Raw genomic sequence first — 16,950 nt, forward strand, 5'->3', positions numbered from 1 at the left:
CCGCGTGAGTGCCGTATCCGCAGAGGCGGTGTCCGGGAAGGTCCGGGACCGGGATGGGGACCGGACCGGGGCCGGGGCCGGGGCCGAGGACGGCGGCGCCGTCGCCGCCCCCCTCGCGCCCGGGGCGCGGATGCTGCCCGCGCTGGCGGCCGTCTACCGGGCGCAGCTCTCGCGCGCCCGCGTGGCGCGGATCCCGCTGCTGTTCGTGGCGACCTTCCAGTCCGTCGGCATCATGGTCATGATGCGCGGCGTCGTCGACGGCGGTGCCGAGGCCCGGTCCGTCGTGGCCGGCTCCAGCGTCCTGGTCGTGGCGTTCGTCGCGCTCAACCTCCTCGCCCAGTACTTCGGCCAGCTGCGCGCCGGCGGCGGCCTCGACTACTACGCGACGCTGCCGGTGCCGCCCGCGGCGGTCGTGCTGGGGGCGGCCGGGGCGTACGCGTCCTTCACCGCGCCCGGCACCCTCGTCACGGCGGTGGTGGGCAGTGTGCTGTTCAAGCTGCCGATGGCGCATCTGTGGGTGCTGGCGGCCGTGATCCCGGTGTCGGGCGCGGCCCTCGCCGGGCTGGGCGCCGCCCTGGGGCTGCTCGCCCCGCGCCAGGAGCTCGCCACGCTGGGCGGTCAGCTGGGCATGTCGGCGGCGCTGCTGCTGGGCGTGCTGCCGGCCGCGCACATGCCGGCACCGGTCGCGTTCGCGCGGGACCTGCTGCCGTCGACTTATGGCGTGGAGGCGTTCGCGCGGTCGTTCGACGCGCACCCGGACTGGCTGCTGGTGGCGGCCGACCTCGGGGTGTGCGCGGCGGTCGGCGTGGTGTCGTTGGCCGTGGCCACCTGGGCCTACCGCCGGGCGGCCGTGCGGTGACGCGCCGCACCGACCCTCCTGGCGCCGAGGTGCCCGCGCCGACCTGGCACGATGGCGGGGTGACCGCACCGCTGACACCGCAGGACGACTCCTCCGACGACCGGGCCCCCGCGCCCGCCCCCGCCCCCGCCGAGCAGGACGACCTGGCGCGGGAGCAGGACCGCCGGCAGGCCCGGGAAGAGGCGCGCGCGGAGCTGCGGCAGGGGGCGGTGGTGCTCGTGGCGGTGACGGTGGCCGGTGTGCTGCTGGGGCTGCTGTGGGCGTGGCTGGCGCCCCGGGTGCCGCTGATCTCCGACGGCAAGGCCGTCTATCTGAAGAACACCGAGGGCGAGCAGGCCATCGGCGCGGACGGCTGGTTCGGGCTGCTGGGGCTGTGCCTCGGCGCGCTGAGCGCGGCCCTGGTGTTCCTCTTCCGCCGGGCCGGTGGCATCGCGATCGTCGTGGGCCTCGCGGTCGGCTCGTTGCTGGCCTCGCTGGTCGGCTGGCGCCTGGGCATCCGGTTCGGCCCCACCGGCGATGTGGTGGCCCACGCCCGGGCCGTCGGCAAGGGCGTCGTCTTCGACGCGCCGCTGCGGCTGGGGGCGAAGGGGATGCTGCTGGCGTGGCCGCTGGCGGCGATGGCCGCGCATCTGGGGCTGACGGCGCTGTTCGGGCCGCGGGATCCGGAGCCGGCGGTCGTGCCGCACTGGCCGGAGGCCTGACCCCAGCCCGCCCTTTCACCGTTTCGTCCTCAAGCGCCGGACGGGCTGCTGTGCTTTGTCCTCAAGCGCCGGACGGGCTGGCCCCAGCCCGTCCGGCGCTTGAACATCTCTATGCCGGCCTACGGCCGTGGTTGGCGCGGCCCTTCTTCAGCCGCCAACGCCGCTTACGGGTGCGCTTCGACACGGGCGTCCCCTCCCTCTGCGGGACGCCGGACGCGGCCCGCCCCCTCGGTCGTAGCGAAGGCCCGTAAGACCGTCAAGGGCGCGCGATCGGCGCCACCACCGCCCCCGTCAGCGCCGCCAGGTCCTCCGGCGCGAGCTCGACCTCCAGCCCGCGCCGCCCCGCCGACACACAGATCGTGGGGTGCGCCCGCGCGGACGCGTCCAGCGCGGTCGGGAGCCGTTTGCGCTGCCCGAGGGGGGAGATGCCGCCCCGGACGTACCCCGTCGTGCGCTCGGCCGCGGCCGGGTCGGCCATCGCGGCCCGCTTGCCGCCGACGGCCGTGGCGAGCGACTTGAGGTCGAGGGAGCCCGAGACCGGTACGACGGCCACGGTCAGCGCGCCGTCGACCTCGGCGACGAGGGTCTTGAAGACCCGCCCGGGCTCCACCCCCAGCGCCTGCGCGGCCTCCTCGCCGTAGGAGGGGGTGGCCGGGTCGTGCTCGTAGGCGTGGACGGTGAAGGCGGCGCCGGCCTTCTCCAGGGCGACGATCGCGGGCGTCGCGCCCGCGGCCTGTCGCTTGCCGTTGCCGCCTGCTTTGCCGTTCTTCTTCGCCAAGGACTCGTCCCGTCGGCTAGTTGGGGCTGGTGGGCCGCCGGGTGAGTTCGACGGCGGGCAGGGAGGGGAGTTTGCTCATGACGGCCGTCTCGGCGCGCAGCAGCCGCAGCTCCTCCGCGAGCCGCGAGGTGGTGTCGGGCGCCTGGAGCAGCCGCTGCTTGGCCGGGGTGTCCAGCACGGCCGCCGCCGCGACCAGGTAGGACAGCACCCGGGGCTCGCCCGGCAGATCCGCGCGGCCCGCCAGCGAGGCGTCGTTCGCCCCGGCCAGCCGCTTCTGGTAGGCGCGGAAGGCCCGGACGACGCCCGAGGCGAGCGCCCCGGCCTCCTCGCCCTGCCGCTCCTCGACGTGCTCGATCTCGGCGGTGAGATACGGGCCGGAGGAGTCGACGGACAGCAGCTTGAAGCGGGTCGTGCCGGTGGCGAGGACCTCGTACGTGCCGTTGGGCCGCTTGCGGATGGTGGCCGCGTCGGCGACGACGCCCATGGCGTAGAAGGACGCGATCGGGTCGGTGCCGAAGCCGGAGGACGGGCCCGGCTCGGGGCGGGACTCCTCCGGCAGGCCGGGGGCGCTGGGGGCCACCTCGTGGCCGTCGCGGATGGCGACGACGCCGAAGCGGCGCGGTGTGTCCTCGGGCAGCTCCGCCAGGTCGCGCATCAGCGCGCGGTACCGCCGCTCGAATACGTTCAGCGGGAGCACAAGGCCCGGGAACAGCACCGAGTTCAGCGGGAACAGGGGAAGGCGCTCGGTGGTCACGGGCGGTAAGCCTAATGGCCGGGCGGCCCACTGGAGCGGGGATTTCACCGGGGGCGGAGCGGCCGCGGCCCGCGCCGGCCGCTCCGGTCACTGCCTGCGCAGCAGCCGGGACGCGCCCGCCGCGACCGTGGTGGCGAGGATCCAGCCCAGCAGGTTGAGCATCGCGACGACCCATTGGGCGGCGCCGGTGGGCCGCCACGCCGTGCCCTGTCCCAGGTCGATGACGGGCAGCAGCAGGTCCAGGGAGTACAGCTCGGGGTTCCACGCCGGGCCCTCGCCCTCCTTCAGCGGGGGCAGCGGCCGGTAGGAGAAGTAGCAGGCGCCGATCGCCCACAGGATCGCCATCCACACGGCGGCCCGGCCCGGCCGGTAGCCGTAGGCCACCGTCCAGTCCTGGAGGTAACCCCAGGCCTTGCCCGCCGGCGGCAGCGTCTCGCGTCTGCGGCGCTGCTTGGCGAGCAGGACCTCCCGGGCGTCGGCGTCCTCGCCGCTGGCGCGCAGGGCGCCCGCCAGCCGTTCGTAGGGCTCGGGCGCGTACTCCGGGGTGGCCGCCGCCAGCCAGTCCAGGCGGCGGGCGAGGGGGAAGGAGCCCGTAGGGATCAGGTTCTCGTAGGTGAAGCCGGCCATGGCCAGCCCGCCGGGGCCGGGCCAGCTGTCGAAGCGGTCGACGAGATTGACCACGCGCGCCCCGGACAGCACCACCCGGCCGCGCTGCTGCCGCTCGCCGAGGAAGCGCAGCTCTGGCGTCTGCACCCGGCGCAGCGACAGCTCCTGGTCGGCCTCCATCACGAAGCGGGCCTCGCTGAGGTCCACGGCGTCGCCGAACCGCCCGTCGTCCAGCCGCGCCCCGCCCAGGCATTCGAAGCGCCGCTGCCGGTCCTGCTCGGGTGTGGTGGTGGCGATGCCGAACGGGGGAGTGGCGCCGCTGGTGTAGCGGGCGTAACCGAGGCCCGCCGAGGTCAGGTAGAGGGTGCGCTCGACCGTCAGCTGGGGGGCGTTGAGCGCGCGGCGGCCGAAGGGGTTGTTGAGGGTGGAGCCGCGCAGGCTCAGCGAGGCCCCGATGGTCGCGCCGCGCATGCTCAGCTCGCCGTGGGAGCGCATCATCTCGGCCTGGAGGTCCTGCCCCACGGTCATCCCGTCGGCGGCGATGGACAGCCCGCGCCGGTCGCGGCGCACCACCAGCTGGTTGAGCAGCAGGTCCGTGCCGATGTGGGCGTCGGTGAGCCGGATGCCGTGCTGGACGACGCAGCGCGGCAGATGGAGATCGCCCTCGGTGCGGATCCGGGCGGCCTCGACCCGGGGGATGGCGCAGCCGACCAGGCGCAGGGTGGAGAAGGTGCTCTCGGGCAGCAGCAGCTGCTGTTCGAACCGGCAGTTGTGGAGCTCGACGTAGGGGGTGACGGTGCCGCCGGAGAGATCCAGGGTGCCGGTGATCCGTACGCCGTTGAGCTTGAGCGCGGCCACCCGGCCGGGGTGCGGCGGAGGCCCGCTGAGCAGCAGCAGGGCCACGACCCGGGCGCGCACGGTGCGCTCGGGGCCCCAGGCGTGCTGCCCGCCGGGGTCGTTGAGCTCGGGGCGTGGGCTGCGCAGATCGAGGGTGGCGCCCTTGCGGAAGGCCTCCCACATGTCCCGCTCGGCGGTGGTGAGCTCAAGATCGGCGGGCGGTGCGCCCACGGCTCCCTCGGTCACGGTCTCCCCCCTCTCCCCACCACGGCGGCGCGCGCCCACGACGGCGCGCCGGAGTGCGCGTCCTCTGCGGCACCGCGTGTACCCGCCCCATTCCCGCCGGGTGACCGTTCGAACACCGGCGGTGAATGGCGATTGTCCGTCCACCGTCAGTCAAAGATCAACTCTTTGGCGGCATATCAGTGGGTGGTACGGGGAGCGGTGCGACAGGACGGGTCTGAGACAATTGACCGCGTGATCTCCCGAATCGATCTGCGCGGCGACGCCTTCCCTGTGAACGGCATCGACCGCGACCTGCTGCCCCGTGCCGAGCTCGACGTCGAGGCCGCCCTGGAAAAGGTGCGGCCCATCTGCGACGACGTGCATCATCGCGGCACCGCGGCCCTGATCGACTACGCGGAGCGCTTCGACGGAGTGAAGATCGACCGGGTGCGGGTCCCCGCCGAGGCGATCACCAAGGCCCTGGAGGAGCTCGACCCGGCCGTGCGCGCCGCGCTGGAGGAGTCCATCCGCCGCGCCCGCCTCGTCCACCGCGAGCAGCGCCGCACCGACACCACCGTCCAGGTCGTGCCCGGCGGCACGGTCACCGAGCGCTGGGTGCCCGTACGGCGCGTCGGCCTCTACGTCCCGGGCGGCCGGTCCGTCTACCCCTCGTCCGTCGTCATGAACGTCGTCCCGGCCCAGGAGGCCGGCGTCGGCTCCATGGCCGTCTCCTCCCCGCCCCAGAAGGAGTTCGGCGGCCTGCCGCACCCGACGATCCTGGCCGCCTGCGCGCTGCTGGGCGTCGACGAGGTGTACGCGGCCGGCGGCGCCCAGGCCGTCGCCATGTTCGCCTACGGCACCGACGAGTGCCGCCGGACCGACATGGTCACCGGCCCCGGCAACATCTGGGTCGCCGCCGCCAAGCGGCTGCTCAAGGGCCGTATCGGCATCGACGCCGAGGCCGGCCCCACCGAGATCGCCGTCCTCGCCGACGCCACCGCCGACCCTGCGCACGTCGCCGCCGACCTGATCAGCCAGGCCGAGCACGACCCGCTGGCCGCCTCCGTCCTCGTCACCGACTCCGAGGAGCTCGCGGACGCGGTGGAGAAGGAGCTCGCCGTCCAGGTCGCGGCCACCAGGCACGTCGACGACCGGATCCTCCCCGCGCTCGGCGGCCGCCAGTCCGGCATCGTGCTGGTCGACGGCGTCGAGCAGGGCCTGGAGGTCGTGGACGCCTACGCCGCCGAGCACCTGGAGATCCAGACCGCCGACGCCGCCGCCGTGGCCGCCCGCGTCCGCAACGCCGGCGCGATCTTCGTCGGCCCGTACTCCCCGGTGTCCCTGGGCGACTACGCCGCCGGCTCCAACCACGTCCTGCCCACCGGCGGCTGCGCCTGCCACTCCTCGGGGCTGTCCGTGCAGTCCTTCCTGCGCGGCATCCACGTCGTGGACTACACCCGCGAGGCGCTGGCCGACGTCGCGGGCCACGTGGTGACGCTCGCCGAGGCCGAGGACCTGCCCGCCCACGGCGCGGCGGTCAAGGCCCGCTTCGATTGGACGGTGCCGGGTACGTGACCGGAATCGACGACCTCCCCATCCGGGACGAACTGCGCGGCAAGTCCCCGTACGGCGCCCCCCAGCTCGACGTGCCCGTACGCCTGAACACCAACGAGAACCCCTACCCCCTCCCCGAGCCCCTCGTGGCCCGGATCGCCGAGCGCGTCGCCGAGGCCGCCCGGCACCTCAACCGCTACCCCGACCGGGACGCGGTCGAGCTGCGCACCGAGCTCGCCAAGTACCTCACCCGCACCACGGGCCACGAGGTCACCATGAGACACGTCTGGGCCGCCAACGGCTCCAACGAGGTCCTCCAGCAACTGCTCCAGACCTTCGGCGGACCCGGCCGCTCGGCGATGGGCTTCGAGCCCTCGTACTCGATGCACGCCCTGATCTCCCGAGGCACCGGCACCGGCTGGATCTCCGGACCCCGCCGCGCCGACTTCACCATCGATGTCGACGCCGCCGAGGCCGCCATCGCCGAGCACCGGCCCGAGGTCGTCTTCATCTGCTCGCCGAACAACCCCACGGGCACGGCGGTCGAGGAGGAGACGGTCCTGCGGCTGTACGAGGCCGCCCAGGCGGCCCGCCCGTCGCTGGTGGTCGTCGACGAGGCGTACGGCGAGTTCAGCCACCGCCCCTCGCTGCTGCCGCTGATCGAGGGCCGCCCCCACCTCGTCGTCTCCCGCACCATGTCCAAGGCCTTCGGCGCCGCCGGGCTCCGCCTCGGCTACCTCGCCGCGCACCCCGCCGTGGCCGACGCCGTCCAGCTCGTCCGGCTGCCGTACCACCTGTCGGCCGTCACCCAGGCCACGGCGCTCGCCGCCCTGGAGTACACGGACACGCTGCTCGGCTACGTCGAACAGCTCAAGGCCGAACGCGACCGTATCGTCACCGAGCTGCGCGCCATGGGCTGCGAGGTGACCGATTCCGACGCCAACTTCGTCCAGTTCGGGCGCTTCGACGACAGCCACGCCGCATGGCAGGCCATCCTCGATCAGGGTGTCCTGGTACGGGACAACGGCGTCCCCGGCCGGCTGCGGGTCACCGCGGGCACGCCCGAGGAGAACGACGCCTTCCTGGACGCAGTACGCGCCATTCGCAAGGAGAGCAACACATGAGCCGCGTTGGGCGCGTCGAGCGCACCACCAAGGAGACCTCCGTCCTGGTCGAGATAGACCTCGACGGCACCGGGCAGGTCGATGTGTCGACCGGGGTCGGCTTCTACGACCACATGCTCGACCAGCTCGGCCGGCACGGCCTCTTCGACCTCACCGTCAAGACCGACGGCGACCTCCACATCGACACCCACCACACCATCGAGGACACCGCCCTCGCGCTGGGCGCCGCCTTCAAGCAGGCCCTCGGCGACAAGGTGGGCATCTACCGCTTCGGCAACTGCACCGTGCCCCTGGACGAGTCCCTCGCCCAGGTCACCGTGGACCTCTCCGGCCGCCCCTACCTCGTGCACACCGAGCCCGAGAACATGGCGCCGATGATCGGAGCGTACGACACGACGATGACCCGGCACATCCTGGAGTCCTTCGTCGCCCAGGCGCAGATCGCCCTCCACGTCCACGTCCCGTACGGGCGCAACGCCCACCACATCGTGGAGTGCCAGTTCAAGGCCCTCGCCCGCGCCCTGCGCTACGCCAGCGAGCGCGACCCGCGCGCGGCCGGCATCCTCCCGTCGACGAAGGGCGCCCTCTAACCGTGAACGGCACCTCCACCGCGCTCATCCTCGTCGGCCTGTTCCTGGTCGGCGGCATCATCTCGTTCCTCAAGCAGGGCATGCCCAAGGGCCTGATCGTGCTGCTCGGCATAGGCGCGGCCATGTGCCTGGCCGCCGGCCTCCTGCGTGTCGAAGGGCTGTGGTCATGAGCACCCCAAAGAAGGTCGTCGTCTTCGACTACGGCTTCGGCAACGTCCGCTCCGCCGAGCGGGCCCTCGCCCACGTCGGCGCGGACGTCGAGATCACCCGCGACTACGAGACCGCCATGAACGCCGACGGGCTCCTCGTCCCCGGCGTCGGCGCGTTCGCCGCCTGTATGCAGGGCCTGCGCTCCGTCCGCGGCGACTGGATCGTCGGACGCCGGCTGTCCGGCGGCCGCCCCGTCATGGGCATCTGCGTCGGCATGCAGATCCTCTTCGAGCGCGGCATCGAGCACGGCGTCGAGACCGAGGGCCTCGACGAGTGGCCCGGCACGGTCGAGCCGCTCAAGGCCGACGTCGTCCCCCACATGGGCTGGAACACCGTCACCCCGGCCGAGGACTCCCGGCTCTTCGCCGGCCTCGACGCCGACACCCGCTACTACTTCGTGCACTCCTACGCCGTGCGCGAGTGGAGCCTGGAGGTCGGCAACGCCAACATCCGCGCCCCCAAGGTCACCTGGGCCACCCATGGCGAGCCGTTCGTCGCCGCCGTGGAGAACGGCCCGCTGTGGGCCACCCAGTTCCACCCCGAGAAGTCCGGCGACGCCGGAGCCCAGCTGCTGACCAACTGGATCGAGACCCTCTGATGCCCAAGCTCGAACTCCTTCCCGCCGTCGACGTCCGTGACGGCCAGGCCGTACGCCTGGTCCACGGCGAGTCGGGCTCGGAGACCTCCTACGGCGACCCGCTCACCGCAGCCCTCGCCTGGCAGCGGGCCGGCGCCGAGTGGCTCCACCTGGTCGACCTGGACGCCGCCTTCGGCACCGGCGACAACCGCGCCCAGGTCGCCGAGGTCGCCCGCTCCATGGACATCAAGGTCGAGCTCTCCGGCGGCATCCGCGACGACGCCTCGCTCGCCGCGGCCCTCGCCACCGGCTGCACCCGCGTCAACCTCGGCACCGCCGCCCTGGAGTCCCCCGAGTGGGTCGCCAAGGTCATCGCCGAGCACGGCGACCGCATCGCGGTCGGCCTGGACGTCCGCGGCACCACCCTGCGCGGCCGCGGCTGGACCCGCGACGGCGGCGACCTCTACGAGACCCTCGCCCGCCTCGACGCCGAGGGCTGCGCCCGCTACGTCGTCACCGACATCGCCAAGGACGGCACCCTTCAGGGCCCCAACCTGGAGCTGCTGAGAGGTGTCTGCGCCGCCACCGACCGCCCGGTCGTGGCCTCCGGCGGGGTCTCCTCTCTTGACGACCTGCGCGCGATCGCCACCCTGGTACCGGAGGGCGTCGAAGGCGCGATCGTCGGGAAGGCCCTCTACGCCAAGGCGTTCACCTTGGAAGAGGCCCTGGAGGCAGTGTCCGTATGAGCGATACCCCGGCCCGGCGGCACGTCCAGACGAACAGTCCTTGGGAAGCGGAGATCGGCTTCGCACGTGCCGTCGCGGTCGGGGACCGGGTGCATGTCGCCGGGACGATGCCGCTGGTGAACGGCGTCCTCCACGGCGAGGGCGACCCCTACGTGCAGGCCCGCACGGCCTTCGGTAACGCGCTCGCCGCGCTGGAGGAGTTCGGCCTCGGCCCGGAGTCCGTCGTCCGCACCCGGATGTATCTCACCCACGCGCGGGACGTGGACGCGGTCGGCCGCGCCCACAAGGAGCTGTTCGACGCCGTCCGGCCCGCCGCGACCCTGGTCGTGGTCTCCGGCTTCGCCGACTCCCGTGTGCTGGTCGAAGTAGAAGTAGAAGCTTTCAGAGGAGCAACGGCGTGACCCTCGCGGTCCGAGTCATCCCCTGCCTGGACGTGGACAACGGCCGGGTCGTCAAGGGCGTCAATTTCCAGAACCTGCGCGACGCGGGCGACCCCGTCGAAATGGCCAGGATCTACGGCCAGGAGGGCGCCGACGAGCTGACCTTCCTCGACATCACGGCCTCCTCCGGCAACCGCGAGACCACCTACGACGTGGTGCGCCGCACCGCCGAGCAGGTCTTCATCCCGCTGACGGTCGGCGGTGGCGTCCGCACCGCCGAGGACGTCGACAAGCTGCTGCGGGCCGGCGCCGACAAGGTCGGCGTCAACACCGCCGCGATCGAACGGCCCGAGCTGATCCGTGAGATCGCCGAGCGCTTCGGCCGCCAGGTCCTGGTCCTGTCGGTGGACGCCCGTCGTACGGCCTCCGGCTCCTTCGAGGTCACGACCCACGGCGGCCGCCGCGGCACCGGCCTGGACGCCGTGGAGTGGGCCCACCGCGCCGCCGAACTGGGCGCCGGCGAGATCCTGCTGAACTCCATGGACGCCGACGGCACCAAGGACGGCTACGACACGGAGATGATCACCGCCGTGCGCCGCCATGTCACGGTCCCCGTCATCGCCAGCGGCGGCGCGGGCCGTCTGGAGCACTTCGCCCCGGCGGTCGAGGCGGGCGCGGACGCGGTCCTGGCCGCGTCGGTCTTCCACTTCGGCGACCTGCGCATCACGGACGTGAAGCAGGCGCTGAAGGGTGCGGGGCACCCGGTCCGCTAGCGCACCGGGGGTCCGGGGGCATAGCCCCCGGACCTACTTCCGGATCAGCAAGAAGATCGCCCCGACCACCAGCGCCAGCGCGATCGCCGCCACCCCGTAAGCGACCCGGTGAGCCCGCAGCACGGGCAGATAGTGGTCGACCGCGTACGCCCCCGGCCCGGTCAGCGCCAGCGAAGCCGCCGCGACGGCCACCAGAAGCGTGAACTCCACCCCACTGGGCAGCAGGAATCCCCCCTCCCAGGTCACCCCCAGCGCGTTGACCATCGTCCCCAGCACCGCCGCCGCGGCCAGCGGTGTCAGCAGCCCCAGGAACAGCCCGGCCCCGCCGAGCGACTCACTGAGCCCGGCGATCACGGACATCGCCTTCGGTGCCGGATAACCGGCCTGCTTGAAGTACTGGGCCGTCCCGTCGATGCCCGCCCCGTCGAACCACCCGAACAGCTTCTGCGTACCGTGCGTGACCATGATGATGCCGAGCATCATGCGCAGCAGCAGGAGTCCCAAGGAATAGCCGGTCAGCGCCGACGACGGCTGGTCGCCCCCCTGCCCGGCGAAGATGTGCGTCGTTCTGCTCCGGAAAGCCATGATCGGCACCTTCTTCCACCCTCGGTACCAGTGTCACCCCGGGTCACGGGGGTCCGCCATACGCCAGGAGAAGCAAAGACGCCAGTCGGGCCCGGCGGGTGCCCGGAGCCCCAGCGGCCCAGAGCCCCAGCGGCCTAGAGCCCCAGCGATGCCGCCTTGAGCTTGGCGATCGCCGTGTCCTCGCCCGCCAGCTCCACCCGTGCCGCGTCCTGCCGCCCGAAGGCGAACAGCAGCAGCTCGCCGGGCTCCCCGGTGACCGTCACCACGGGCGCGCCCTTCTGGGCGACCGCCGTCCGCCCGTCCGGGCGCCGCAGCACCAGGCCCACCGGCGACTTCCGGCCGGCCAGCCGGGCGGTGCGCTCCAGCCGGCTCCACAGCGCGTCCGCGAAGACGGGGTCCAGGTCACGGGGCGTCCACTCCGGCTGGGCCCGGCGCACGTCCTCGGTGTGGACGTAGAACTCCACGGTGTTGGCCGCCTCGTCGACCTGCTTGAGAGCGAACGGCGAGGTGCGCGGCGGCCCGGTACGGATGAGCTGGATCAGCTCCTCGTACGGCTTGGCCGCGAATTCCGCCTGCACCCGCTCCAGCCGGCCGGCCAATGGCTTGAACACGACGCCGGCGGCGGCGTCGGGCCGTCGCTCGCGCACCACGGTGTGGGCGGCGAGATCACGGGCCCGCCAGCCCTCGCAGAGGGTGGGCGCGTCGGGGCCCACCGTCTCCAACAGATCGGCGAGGAGCAGACGTTCGCGCTGCGCATGGGTTGACATGGCGTCAGCCTACGACCACGGTCCGGCCGAAGCCACGGGGCCCGCGCCCAGGCGTGTCCGGCCACCGGCGGCGGCGCCACCGGCGCGGACGGGGGACAATGGAGCCATGACCGGCAACACCCGCCCCCTCTCCGGCCTCGACCCCGCCATCGCCGCCCGGCTCAAGCGGAGCGTCGACGGCCTGATCCCCGCCATCGCCCAGCAGTACGACACCGGTGAGGTGCTCATGCTCGGCTGGATGGACGACGAGGCCCTCCACCGCACGCTCACCACCGGCCGCTGTACGTACTGGAGCCGCAGCCGCCAGGAGTACTGGGTCAAGGGCGACACCTCGGGGCACGCCCAGCACGTCAAGTCCGTCGCCCTGGACTGCGACGCGGACACGATCCTGGTCAAGGTCGACCAGGTCGGCCCGGCCTGCCACACCGGCACCCGGACCTGTTTCGACTCCCACCAACTGCCGCTGGGCGGCTAGACGGCCGCCGCAGCCAGTAGGCTCCGCTGCCATGGCTGCCACGTCCGCACACGCTTCCCACGGCCCCGGCGGAGCCGGCGGGGATGTCACCCCCGACGCGGGGACCTTCCGCACGCTCGCCAAGGACCGCCGGGTCATCCCGGTCACCCGCCGCTTCCTCGCCGACGGCGACACACCCGTGGGCCTCTACCGCAAGCTCGCCGCCGAGCGCCCCGGCACGTTCCTGCTGGAGTCCGCTGAGAACGGCCGCACCTGGTCCCGTTACTCCTTCGTAGGCGTCCGCAGCTCGGCCGCCCTGACCGTGCGCGACGGCGAGGCCCACTGGCTGGGCACCCCGCCTGTGGGCGTCCCCACCGGCGGGGACCCGCTGGCCGCCCTGCGGGCCACCGTGGCGGCGCTGCACACCCCCCGCGACCTCATCGAGGGCACGGGACTGCCGCCCTTCACCGGCGGCATGGTCGGCTACCTGGGCTACGACATCGTGCGCCGCCTGGAGAAGATCGGCGAGCACGGCGAGGACACCCTCGGACTGCCCGAGCTGACCATGCTCCTCACCTCGGACCTCGCCGTCCTCGACCACTGGAACGGCACGGTCCTGCTGATCGCCAACGCGATCAACCACGACAACCGCGATTCCGGCATCGACGAGGCGTACGCCGACGCCGTCGCCCGCCTCGACGCCATGGCCGCCGACCTCCGCCGGTCGGTGCCCACCCAGCCCACCGTCCTGCCGCCCTCCGAGCTGCCCGAGTACACCGCCCGCTGGGGCGGCCCCGACTTCATGACGGCCGTCGAGGACATCAAGGAGCGCATCCGCGCGGGGGAGGCCTTCCAGGTCGTGCCCTCGCAGCGGTTCGAGACCCCCTGCACCGCCTCCGCCCTCGACGTCTACCGGGTGCTGCGGGCCACCAACCCCAGCCCGTACATGTACCTCTTCCGCTTCCCGGACGGCGACGGCGGCGCGTTCGACGTGGTCGGCTCCAGCCCCGAGGCCCTGGTGAAGGTCGAGGACGGGCGCGCCATGGTGCACCCCATCGCCGGCACCCGCCCGCGCGGCGCCACCCCGCAGGAGGACGCCGCCCTGGCCGAGGAGCTGCTGGCCGACCCCAAGGAGCGCGCCGAGCACCTGATGCTCGTCGACCTCGGCCGCAACGACCTGGGCCGGGTCTGCGAGCCCGGCAGCGTCGAGGTCGTCGACTTCATGTCGGTCGAGCGCTACAGCCATGTGATGCACATCGTCTCCACCGTCACGGGCCGTCTCGCACCGGGCCGCAGCGCCTTCGACGTCCTCACGGCCTGCTTCCCGGCCGGCACGCTGTCGGGCGCGCCCAAGCCGCGCGCCATGCAGATCATCGAGGAGCTGGAGCCCTCCCGCCGGGGCCTGTACGGGGGCTGTGTCGGCTACCTCGGCTTCGCCGGGGACTCCGACACCGCCATCGCCATCCGCACCGCCCTCCTCCGGAACGGCACCGCCTACGTCCAGGCCGGCGCGGGCATCGTCGCCGACTCCGACCCGGCGGCGGAAGACGCGGAATGCCGCCACAAGGCCGGCGCGGTCCTTAGGGCGGTACACACGGCGAACCGGCTGTAGGAAGGGGGGTGTGGGCAATCGTTCCGCAGGGCGGAACGGGTGGGCACACCCCACACGGCCCGCACCCGCCCACCGGCCCGCACCCCCGACAAGGGATAGTGGTACCCGTGACCGCAGCAGCACCCACCCCCCGCACCACCCCCACCCCCGGTGGACGCAAGAGCGTCGCCGCCGCCCTCGCGCTGGGCGCGCTCGGCGCCGCCCTCGTCCTCCTGGCCGGCGGCCGCACCTGGTCCACGGGCACCGCCGCCGCCGAGCGGGGCATCAGCATGGCCCAGCAGGCCAGCGGCCAGGAGGTCACGGCCCTGCCCGACGCCCTGGCCGTCGTCGGCCTCGCCGCGCTCGTCGCCGTCTTCGCCGTGCGCGGCGCGGGCCGCCGCCTCGTCGCCGGGCTGCTCGTGATGAGCGGCGCCGGCGTGGTGGGCGCGGCGATCACCGGCCTGAGCGACACCTCCGCCCTGGAGGAGAAGGCCGCCAAGGTCGCGGGCCTGACTCAGGCCTCCATCGACGACGTCGGGCACACCGCCTGGCCGTGGGTCGCCGTCGCCGGCGGCGTCCTGCTCCTCCTCGCCGGGCTGCTCGCCCTGCGCTTCGGCCGGCAGTGGCCCGCCATGTCCGGCCGCTACGAGCGCGGCGACGCCCCCGCCCCGCGCCGGGCCAAGGCCCCCGCCGACCCGGACCGGCCCGAGGAGCTGTGGAAGGCCCTCGACCGGGGCGAGGACCCCACGGGCGCCCCCGGACGGTGACACGCCCGGGCCGGACGCCAACCCCGGCGTACGGCCGCCCGGCGCGTCGGGGACAATGGCCCCGAGCGATCTCCGCGCCCGCGGGCGCGACACAGCAACGAGGAGTCAACTCATGTCGGGTAGCGACCACGGACACACCCCGGCCGCCTGGACCGGTGTCACCATCGCCTTCATCGGCTTCTGCATCTCGGGCGCGTTCGTCGTCATGGCCAAGCCCGTCGGTTTCTGGGCCGGCATGGTCGTGGTGGTCCTCGGCGGCGTCGTCGGCGGGGTCATGCGGATGATGGGCATGGGCCAGGCCCCCAAGAAGGCCCTGCGGACCCAGGCCGCCGAGAGCCGGGCCTGATCAGCCCCGTCCTTCGGCGCCGAGGCGCGGCCCGGGACCGTACGGGATACCCCGTACGGACGTCCTGAGCTGCGCCTTCGTGCTATCGGGCGGAGACTGTGCGGTGTGACGACGGATCCCGCACGGCACGGCGGCCGCGCCGCCGCCCCGCTCGAGTCCCTGCCGCAACCCCTGCCGCCCCTGCCACAGCCCTTGCCGCGCCGCCTGGCCGCGCCGCTCGGCGTCGCCGCCGGGCTGGGGGCGGCCGTCGCCTGGGTGGCCGTCCGGGACCCCAGCCGTCCCGGGTTCTATCCCACCTGCCCGTTGCTGCGCTGGACGGGGCTGTACTGCCCCGGCTGCGGCGGGCTGCGCGGCCTCCACGCGCTGGCCCACGGCGACCTCGCCACGGCGCTCGGGGCGAACGCGCTGGCCGTCGCCGGGTACGCCGCCTTCGCCGTGCTCTGGACGCTGTGGCTGGTCCGGGCGGCCCGGACGGGCGGGGGCATGCCCGTCGCGTTCCGGCCAGAACACGTCCGGGCGCTGGCCGCGCTCGTCCTGTTGTTCACGGTTGTACGCAATCTGCCGTGCGGCTCGGCACTCGTGCCGTAGATCCCACCCGTGAGCCGTACGTTCGGTGACGGATGCACTCCGGCGGCGGCACTGACCGGTGCGGATCGATATGGATCGACAGCGGCCGGTACGGACCGATGCTGATCGTTCGCGTACGGTGTGCGTAGCGTGAACACCGCGCGCAAGCCCCGCGCCACGGACCGTGGGCGCCGGAGGGTATTCCTCCGGTCGTCCGATGGGCGGGATGCGCGTCAACCGGATGCGAAACCTTCGCCCTCCGGCAAGTACCATCGCAATTGCCTGATGTGGTGAAGTCGTGCCGCATCAGACCTGACCAGCCGATTCCGGAAGGGGGCCGCTCGCGTGAGTGTGCTCGACGAGATCATCGACGGAGTCCGTGCGGACCTCGCGGAGCGGCAGGCGCGCGTCAGCCTCGACGATCTCAAGGAGCGCGCGGCCCGGGCCCCGCAGGCCAGGGACGGCGCCGCCGCCCTGAGCGGCGAGAACGTCAGCGTGATCTGCGAGGTCAAGCGGTCCAGCCCCTCCAAGGGCGCCCTCGCCGCCATCGCCGACCCGGCCGGCCTCGCCGCGGACTACGAGGCGGGCGGCGCGTCCGTCATCAGTGTCCTCACCGAGCAGCGCCGCTTCGGCGGCTCGCTCGCCGACCTGGAGGCCGTCCGCGCCCGGGTCGACATCCCGATCCTGCGCAAGGACTTCATCGTCACGGCCTACCAGCTGTGGGAGGCCCGCGCCTACGGCGCCGACCTGGCCCTGCTGATCGTCGCCGCGCTGGAGCAGGAGGCCCTCGTCTCCCTCATCGAGCGGGCCGAGTCCATCGGGCTCACCCCGCTGGTCGAGGTGCACGACGAGGAGGAGGTCCAGCGCGCCGTCGACGCCGGCGCCCGCATCATCGGCGTCAACGCCCGCAACCTCAAGACCCTCGAGGTGGACCGGGGCACCTTCGCCCGGGTGGCCCCCGAGATCCCCGACAACATCATCAAGATCGCCGAGTCCGGCGTCCGCGGCCCCCACGACCTCATCGCCTACGCCAACGACGGCGCCGACGCCGTCCTCGTGGGCGAGTCCCTGGTCACCGGCCGCGACCCCCGGACGGCCGTGGCCGACCTGGTCGCCGCCGGCGCCCACCCCGCCCTCCGGCACGGACGGGGCTGACGAG

22 protein-coding genes are annotated in these 16,950 nt (G+C 73.4%); 16 read left to right on the forward strand and 6 right to left on the reverse strand.

Features of this window, described 5'->3' with window-relative positions:
- Nucleotides 1-4 precede the first annotated feature (4 nt).
- Both RM609_RS21920 and RM609_RS21925 read left to right on the forward strand, forming a co-directional pair.
- Nucleotides 5-859 carry an ABC transporter permease gene (locus RM609_RS21920; protein WP_311613207.1) on the forward strand — a complete coding sequence of 285 codons (855 nt, stop codon included), beginning with the start codon at nucleotides 5-7 and terminating at the stop codon, nucleotides 857-859.
- A gap of 59 nt (nucleotides 860-918) precedes the next feature.
- Nucleotides 919-1,560, forward strand: a complete 642-nt coding sequence (locus tag RM609_RS21925; protein WP_438828500.1) for an ABC transporter permease — start codon at nucleotides 919-921, stop codon at nucleotides 1,558-1,560.
- Nucleotides 1,561-1,669: 109 nt separating this feature from the next.
- Here RM609_RS21925 and RM609_RS34735 read toward each other — a convergent pair whose 3' ends face one another.
- From RM609_RS34735 to RM609_RS21940, 4 genes are all read right to left on the reverse strand, one after another.
- Nucleotides 1,670-1,744, reverse strand: a complete 75-nt coding sequence (locus tag RM609_RS34735; protein ID WP_466319588.1) for a 50S ribosomal protein bL37 — start codon at nucleotides 1,742-1,744, stop codon at nucleotides 1,670-1,672.
- A 72-nt stretch (nucleotides 1,745-1,816) separates the two neighbouring features.
- Complete coding sequence (gene ybaK, locus RM609_RS21930) at nucleotides 1,817-2,338, reverse strand: Cys-tRNA(Pro) deacylase (protein WP_311613208.1); 522 nt, start codon at nucleotides 2,336-2,338, stop codon at nucleotides 1,817-1,819.
- A gap of 16 nt (nucleotides 2,339-2,354) precedes the next feature.
- Complete coding sequence (locus RM609_RS21935) at nucleotides 2,355-3,092, reverse strand: LON peptidase substrate-binding domain-containing protein (protein ID WP_311613209.1); 738 nt, start codon at nucleotides 3,090-3,092, stop codon at nucleotides 2,355-2,357.
- A gap of 87 nt (nucleotides 3,093-3,179) precedes the next feature.
- Entirely contained in the window at nucleotides 3,180-4,781 is a 1,602-nt protein-coding gene (locus RM609_RS21940) for an oxidoreductase (RefSeq protein WP_311613210.1), read from the reverse strand.
- Between the two features lie 231 nt (nucleotides 4,782-5,012).
- Here RM609_RS21940 and hisD point away from each other — a divergent pair, with 231 nt between their 5' ends.
- From hisD to hisF, 8 genes are read left to right on the forward strand one after another with little or no spacing between them, the layout of a single operon-like run.
- Nucleotides 5,013-6,335, forward strand: coding sequence for a histidinol dehydrogenase (gene hisD / locus RM609_RS21945; RefSeq protein ID WP_311613211.1), 1,323 nt, complete (start codon nucleotides 5,013-5,015; stop codon nucleotides 6,333-6,335).
- Nucleotides 6,332-7,438 (forward strand): histidinol-phosphate transaminase, encoded by a 1,107-nt coding sequence (locus RM609_RS21950; protein WP_311613212.1) that lies wholly within the window; start codon nucleotides 6,332-6,334, stop codon nucleotides 7,436-7,438. Before hisD ends, RM609_RS21950 begins: the two co-directional genes overlap by 4 nt.
- A complete protein-coding gene (gene hisB, locus RM609_RS21955; RefSeq protein WP_311613213.1) occupies nucleotides 7,435-8,028 on the forward strand; it encodes an imidazoleglycerol-phosphate dehydratase HisB in 594 nt (197 codons plus the stop codon). Before RM609_RS21950 ends, hisB begins: the two co-directional genes overlap by 4 nt.
- A gap of 2 nt (nucleotides 8,029-8,030) precedes the next feature.
- Entirely contained in the window at nucleotides 8,031-8,198 is a 168-nt protein-coding gene (locus tag RM609_RS21960; protein WP_311613214.1) for a CG2302 family histidine operon protein, read from the forward strand.
- The gene (gene hisH, locus RM609_RS21965; RefSeq protein WP_311613215.1) at nucleotides 8,195-8,836 is read left to right on the forward strand and encodes an imidazole glycerol phosphate synthase subunit HisH; all 642 of its coding nucleotides are present in this window, start codon (nucleotides 8,195-8,197) and stop codon (nucleotides 8,834-8,836) included. Before RM609_RS21960 ends, hisH begins: the two co-directional genes overlap by 4 nt.
- Nucleotides 8,836-9,561, forward strand: coding sequence for a bifunctional 1-(5-phosphoribosyl)-5-((5-phosphoribosylamino)methylideneamino)imidazole-4-carboxamide isomerase/phosphoribosylanthranilate isomerase PriA (priA, locus tag RM609_RS21970; RefSeq protein WP_311613216.1), 726 nt, complete (start codon nucleotides 8,836-8,838; stop codon nucleotides 9,559-9,561). Before hisH ends, priA begins: the two co-directional genes overlap by 1 nt.
- Nucleotides 9,558-9,962: a RidA family protein gene (locus tag RM609_RS21975; RefSeq protein WP_311613217.1), complete on the forward strand. Its 405-nt coding sequence runs from the start codon at nucleotides 9,558-9,560 to the stop codon at nucleotides 9,960-9,962. The genes priA and RM609_RS21975 overlap by 4 nt, the downstream gene beginning before the upstream one ends.
- The gene (gene hisF, locus RM609_RS21980; RefSeq protein WP_311613218.1) at nucleotides 9,959-10,714 is read left to right on the forward strand and encodes an imidazole glycerol phosphate synthase subunit HisF; all 756 of its coding nucleotides are present in this window, start codon (nucleotides 9,959-9,961) and stop codon (nucleotides 10,712-10,714) included. The genes RM609_RS21975 and hisF overlap by 4 nt, the downstream gene beginning before the upstream one ends.
- A gap of 33 nt (nucleotides 10,715-10,747) precedes the next feature.
- Here hisF and RM609_RS21985 read toward each other — a convergent pair whose 3' ends face one another.
- Nucleotides 10,748-11,299, reverse strand: a complete 552-nt coding sequence (locus RM609_RS21985; RefSeq protein ID WP_311613219.1) for a DoxX family protein — start codon at nucleotides 11,297-11,299, stop codon at nucleotides 10,748-10,750.
- A 134-nt stretch (nucleotides 11,300-11,433) separates the two neighbouring features.
- Entirely contained in the window at nucleotides 11,434-12,066 is a 633-nt protein-coding gene (locus RM609_RS21990; protein ID WP_311613220.1) for a TIGR03085 family metal-binding protein, read from the reverse strand.
- Between the two features lie 106 nt (nucleotides 12,067-12,172).
- Between RM609_RS21990 and hisI the strand changes: the two genes are divergently transcribed.
- From hisI to trpC, 6 genes are all read left to right on the forward strand, one after another.
- Nucleotides 12,173-12,541: a phosphoribosyl-AMP cyclohydrolase gene (gene hisI / locus RM609_RS21995; RefSeq protein ID WP_311613221.1), complete on the forward strand. Its 369-nt coding sequence runs from the start codon at nucleotides 12,173-12,175 to the stop codon at nucleotides 12,539-12,541.
- 31 nt (nucleotides 12,542-12,572) lie between these two features.
- The gene (locus tag RM609_RS22000) at nucleotides 12,573-14,132 is read left to right on the forward strand and encodes an anthranilate synthase component I (protein ID WP_311613222.1); all 1,560 of its coding nucleotides are present in this window, start codon (nucleotides 12,573-12,575) and stop codon (nucleotides 14,130-14,132) included.
- Nucleotides 14,133-14,239: 107 nt separating this feature from the next.
- On the forward strand, nucleotides 14,240-14,878 hold the full coding sequence (locus RM609_RS22005; RefSeq protein ID WP_311613223.1) for a TIGR02234 family membrane protein: 639 nt from the start codon (nucleotides 14,240-14,242) through the stop codon (nucleotides 14,876-14,878).
- A 112-nt stretch (nucleotides 14,879-14,990) separates the two neighbouring features.
- A complete protein-coding gene (locus RM609_RS22010) occupies nucleotides 14,991-15,224 on the forward strand; it encodes an HGxxPAAW family protein (RefSeq protein ID WP_311613224.1) in 234 nt (77 codons plus the stop codon).
- A 105-nt stretch (nucleotides 15,225-15,329) separates the two neighbouring features.
- On the forward strand, nucleotides 15,330-15,812 hold the full coding sequence (locus RM609_RS22015; protein ID WP_438828501.1) for a DUF2752 domain-containing protein: 483 nt from the start codon (nucleotides 15,330-15,332) through the stop codon (nucleotides 15,810-15,812).
- 324 nt (nucleotides 15,813-16,136) lie between these two features.
- Nucleotides 16,137-16,946: an indole-3-glycerol phosphate synthase TrpC gene (gene trpC / locus RM609_RS22020; RefSeq protein WP_311613225.1), complete on the forward strand. Its 810-nt coding sequence runs from the start codon at nucleotides 16,137-16,139 to the stop codon at nucleotides 16,944-16,946.
- The last annotated feature ends 4 nt before the right edge of the window (nucleotides 16,947-16,950 follow it).

Source organism: Streptomyces hesseae, assembly GCF_031845785.1.
Classification (GTDB): domain Bacteria; phylum Actinomycetota; class Actinomycetes; order Streptomycetales; family Streptomycetaceae; genus Streptomyces; species Streptomyces hesseae.

Coding starts and splice junctions, on each gene's coding strand:
- RM609_RS21985 (WP_311613219.1), bottom strand. CDS start 11,299: ATGGCTTTCCGGAGCAGAACGACGCACATCTTCGCCGGGCAGGGGGGC.
- RM609_RS22000 (WP_311613222.1), top strand. CDS start 12,573: ATGGCTGCCACGTCCGCACACGCTTCCCACGGCCCCGGCGGAGCCGGC.
- hisI (WP_311613221.1), top strand. CDS start 12,173: ATGACCGGCAACACCCGCCCCCTCTCCGGCCTCGACCCCGCCATCGCC.
- RM609_RS21975 (WP_311613217.1), top strand. CDS start 9,558: ATGAGCGATACCCCGGCCCGGCGGCACGTCCAGACGAACAGTCCTTGG.
- priA (WP_311613216.1), top strand. CDS start 8,836: ATGCCCAAGCTCGAACTCCTTCCCGCCGTCGACGTCCGTGACGGCCAG.
- RM609_RS22010 (WP_311613224.1), top strand. CDS start 14,991: ATGTCGGGTAGCGACCACGGACACACCCCGGCCGCCTGGACCGGTGTC.
- hisB (WP_311613213.1), top strand. CDS start 7,435: ATGAGCCGCGTTGGGCGCGTCGAGCGCACCACCAAGGAGACCTCCGTC.
- RM609_RS21990 (WP_311613220.1), bottom strand. CDS start 12,066: ATGTCAACCCATGCGCAGCGCGAACGTCTGCTCCTCGCCGATCTGTTG.
- hisH (WP_311613215.1), top strand. CDS start 8,195: ATGAGCACCCCAAAGAAGGTCGTCGTCTTCGACTACGGCTTCGGCAAC.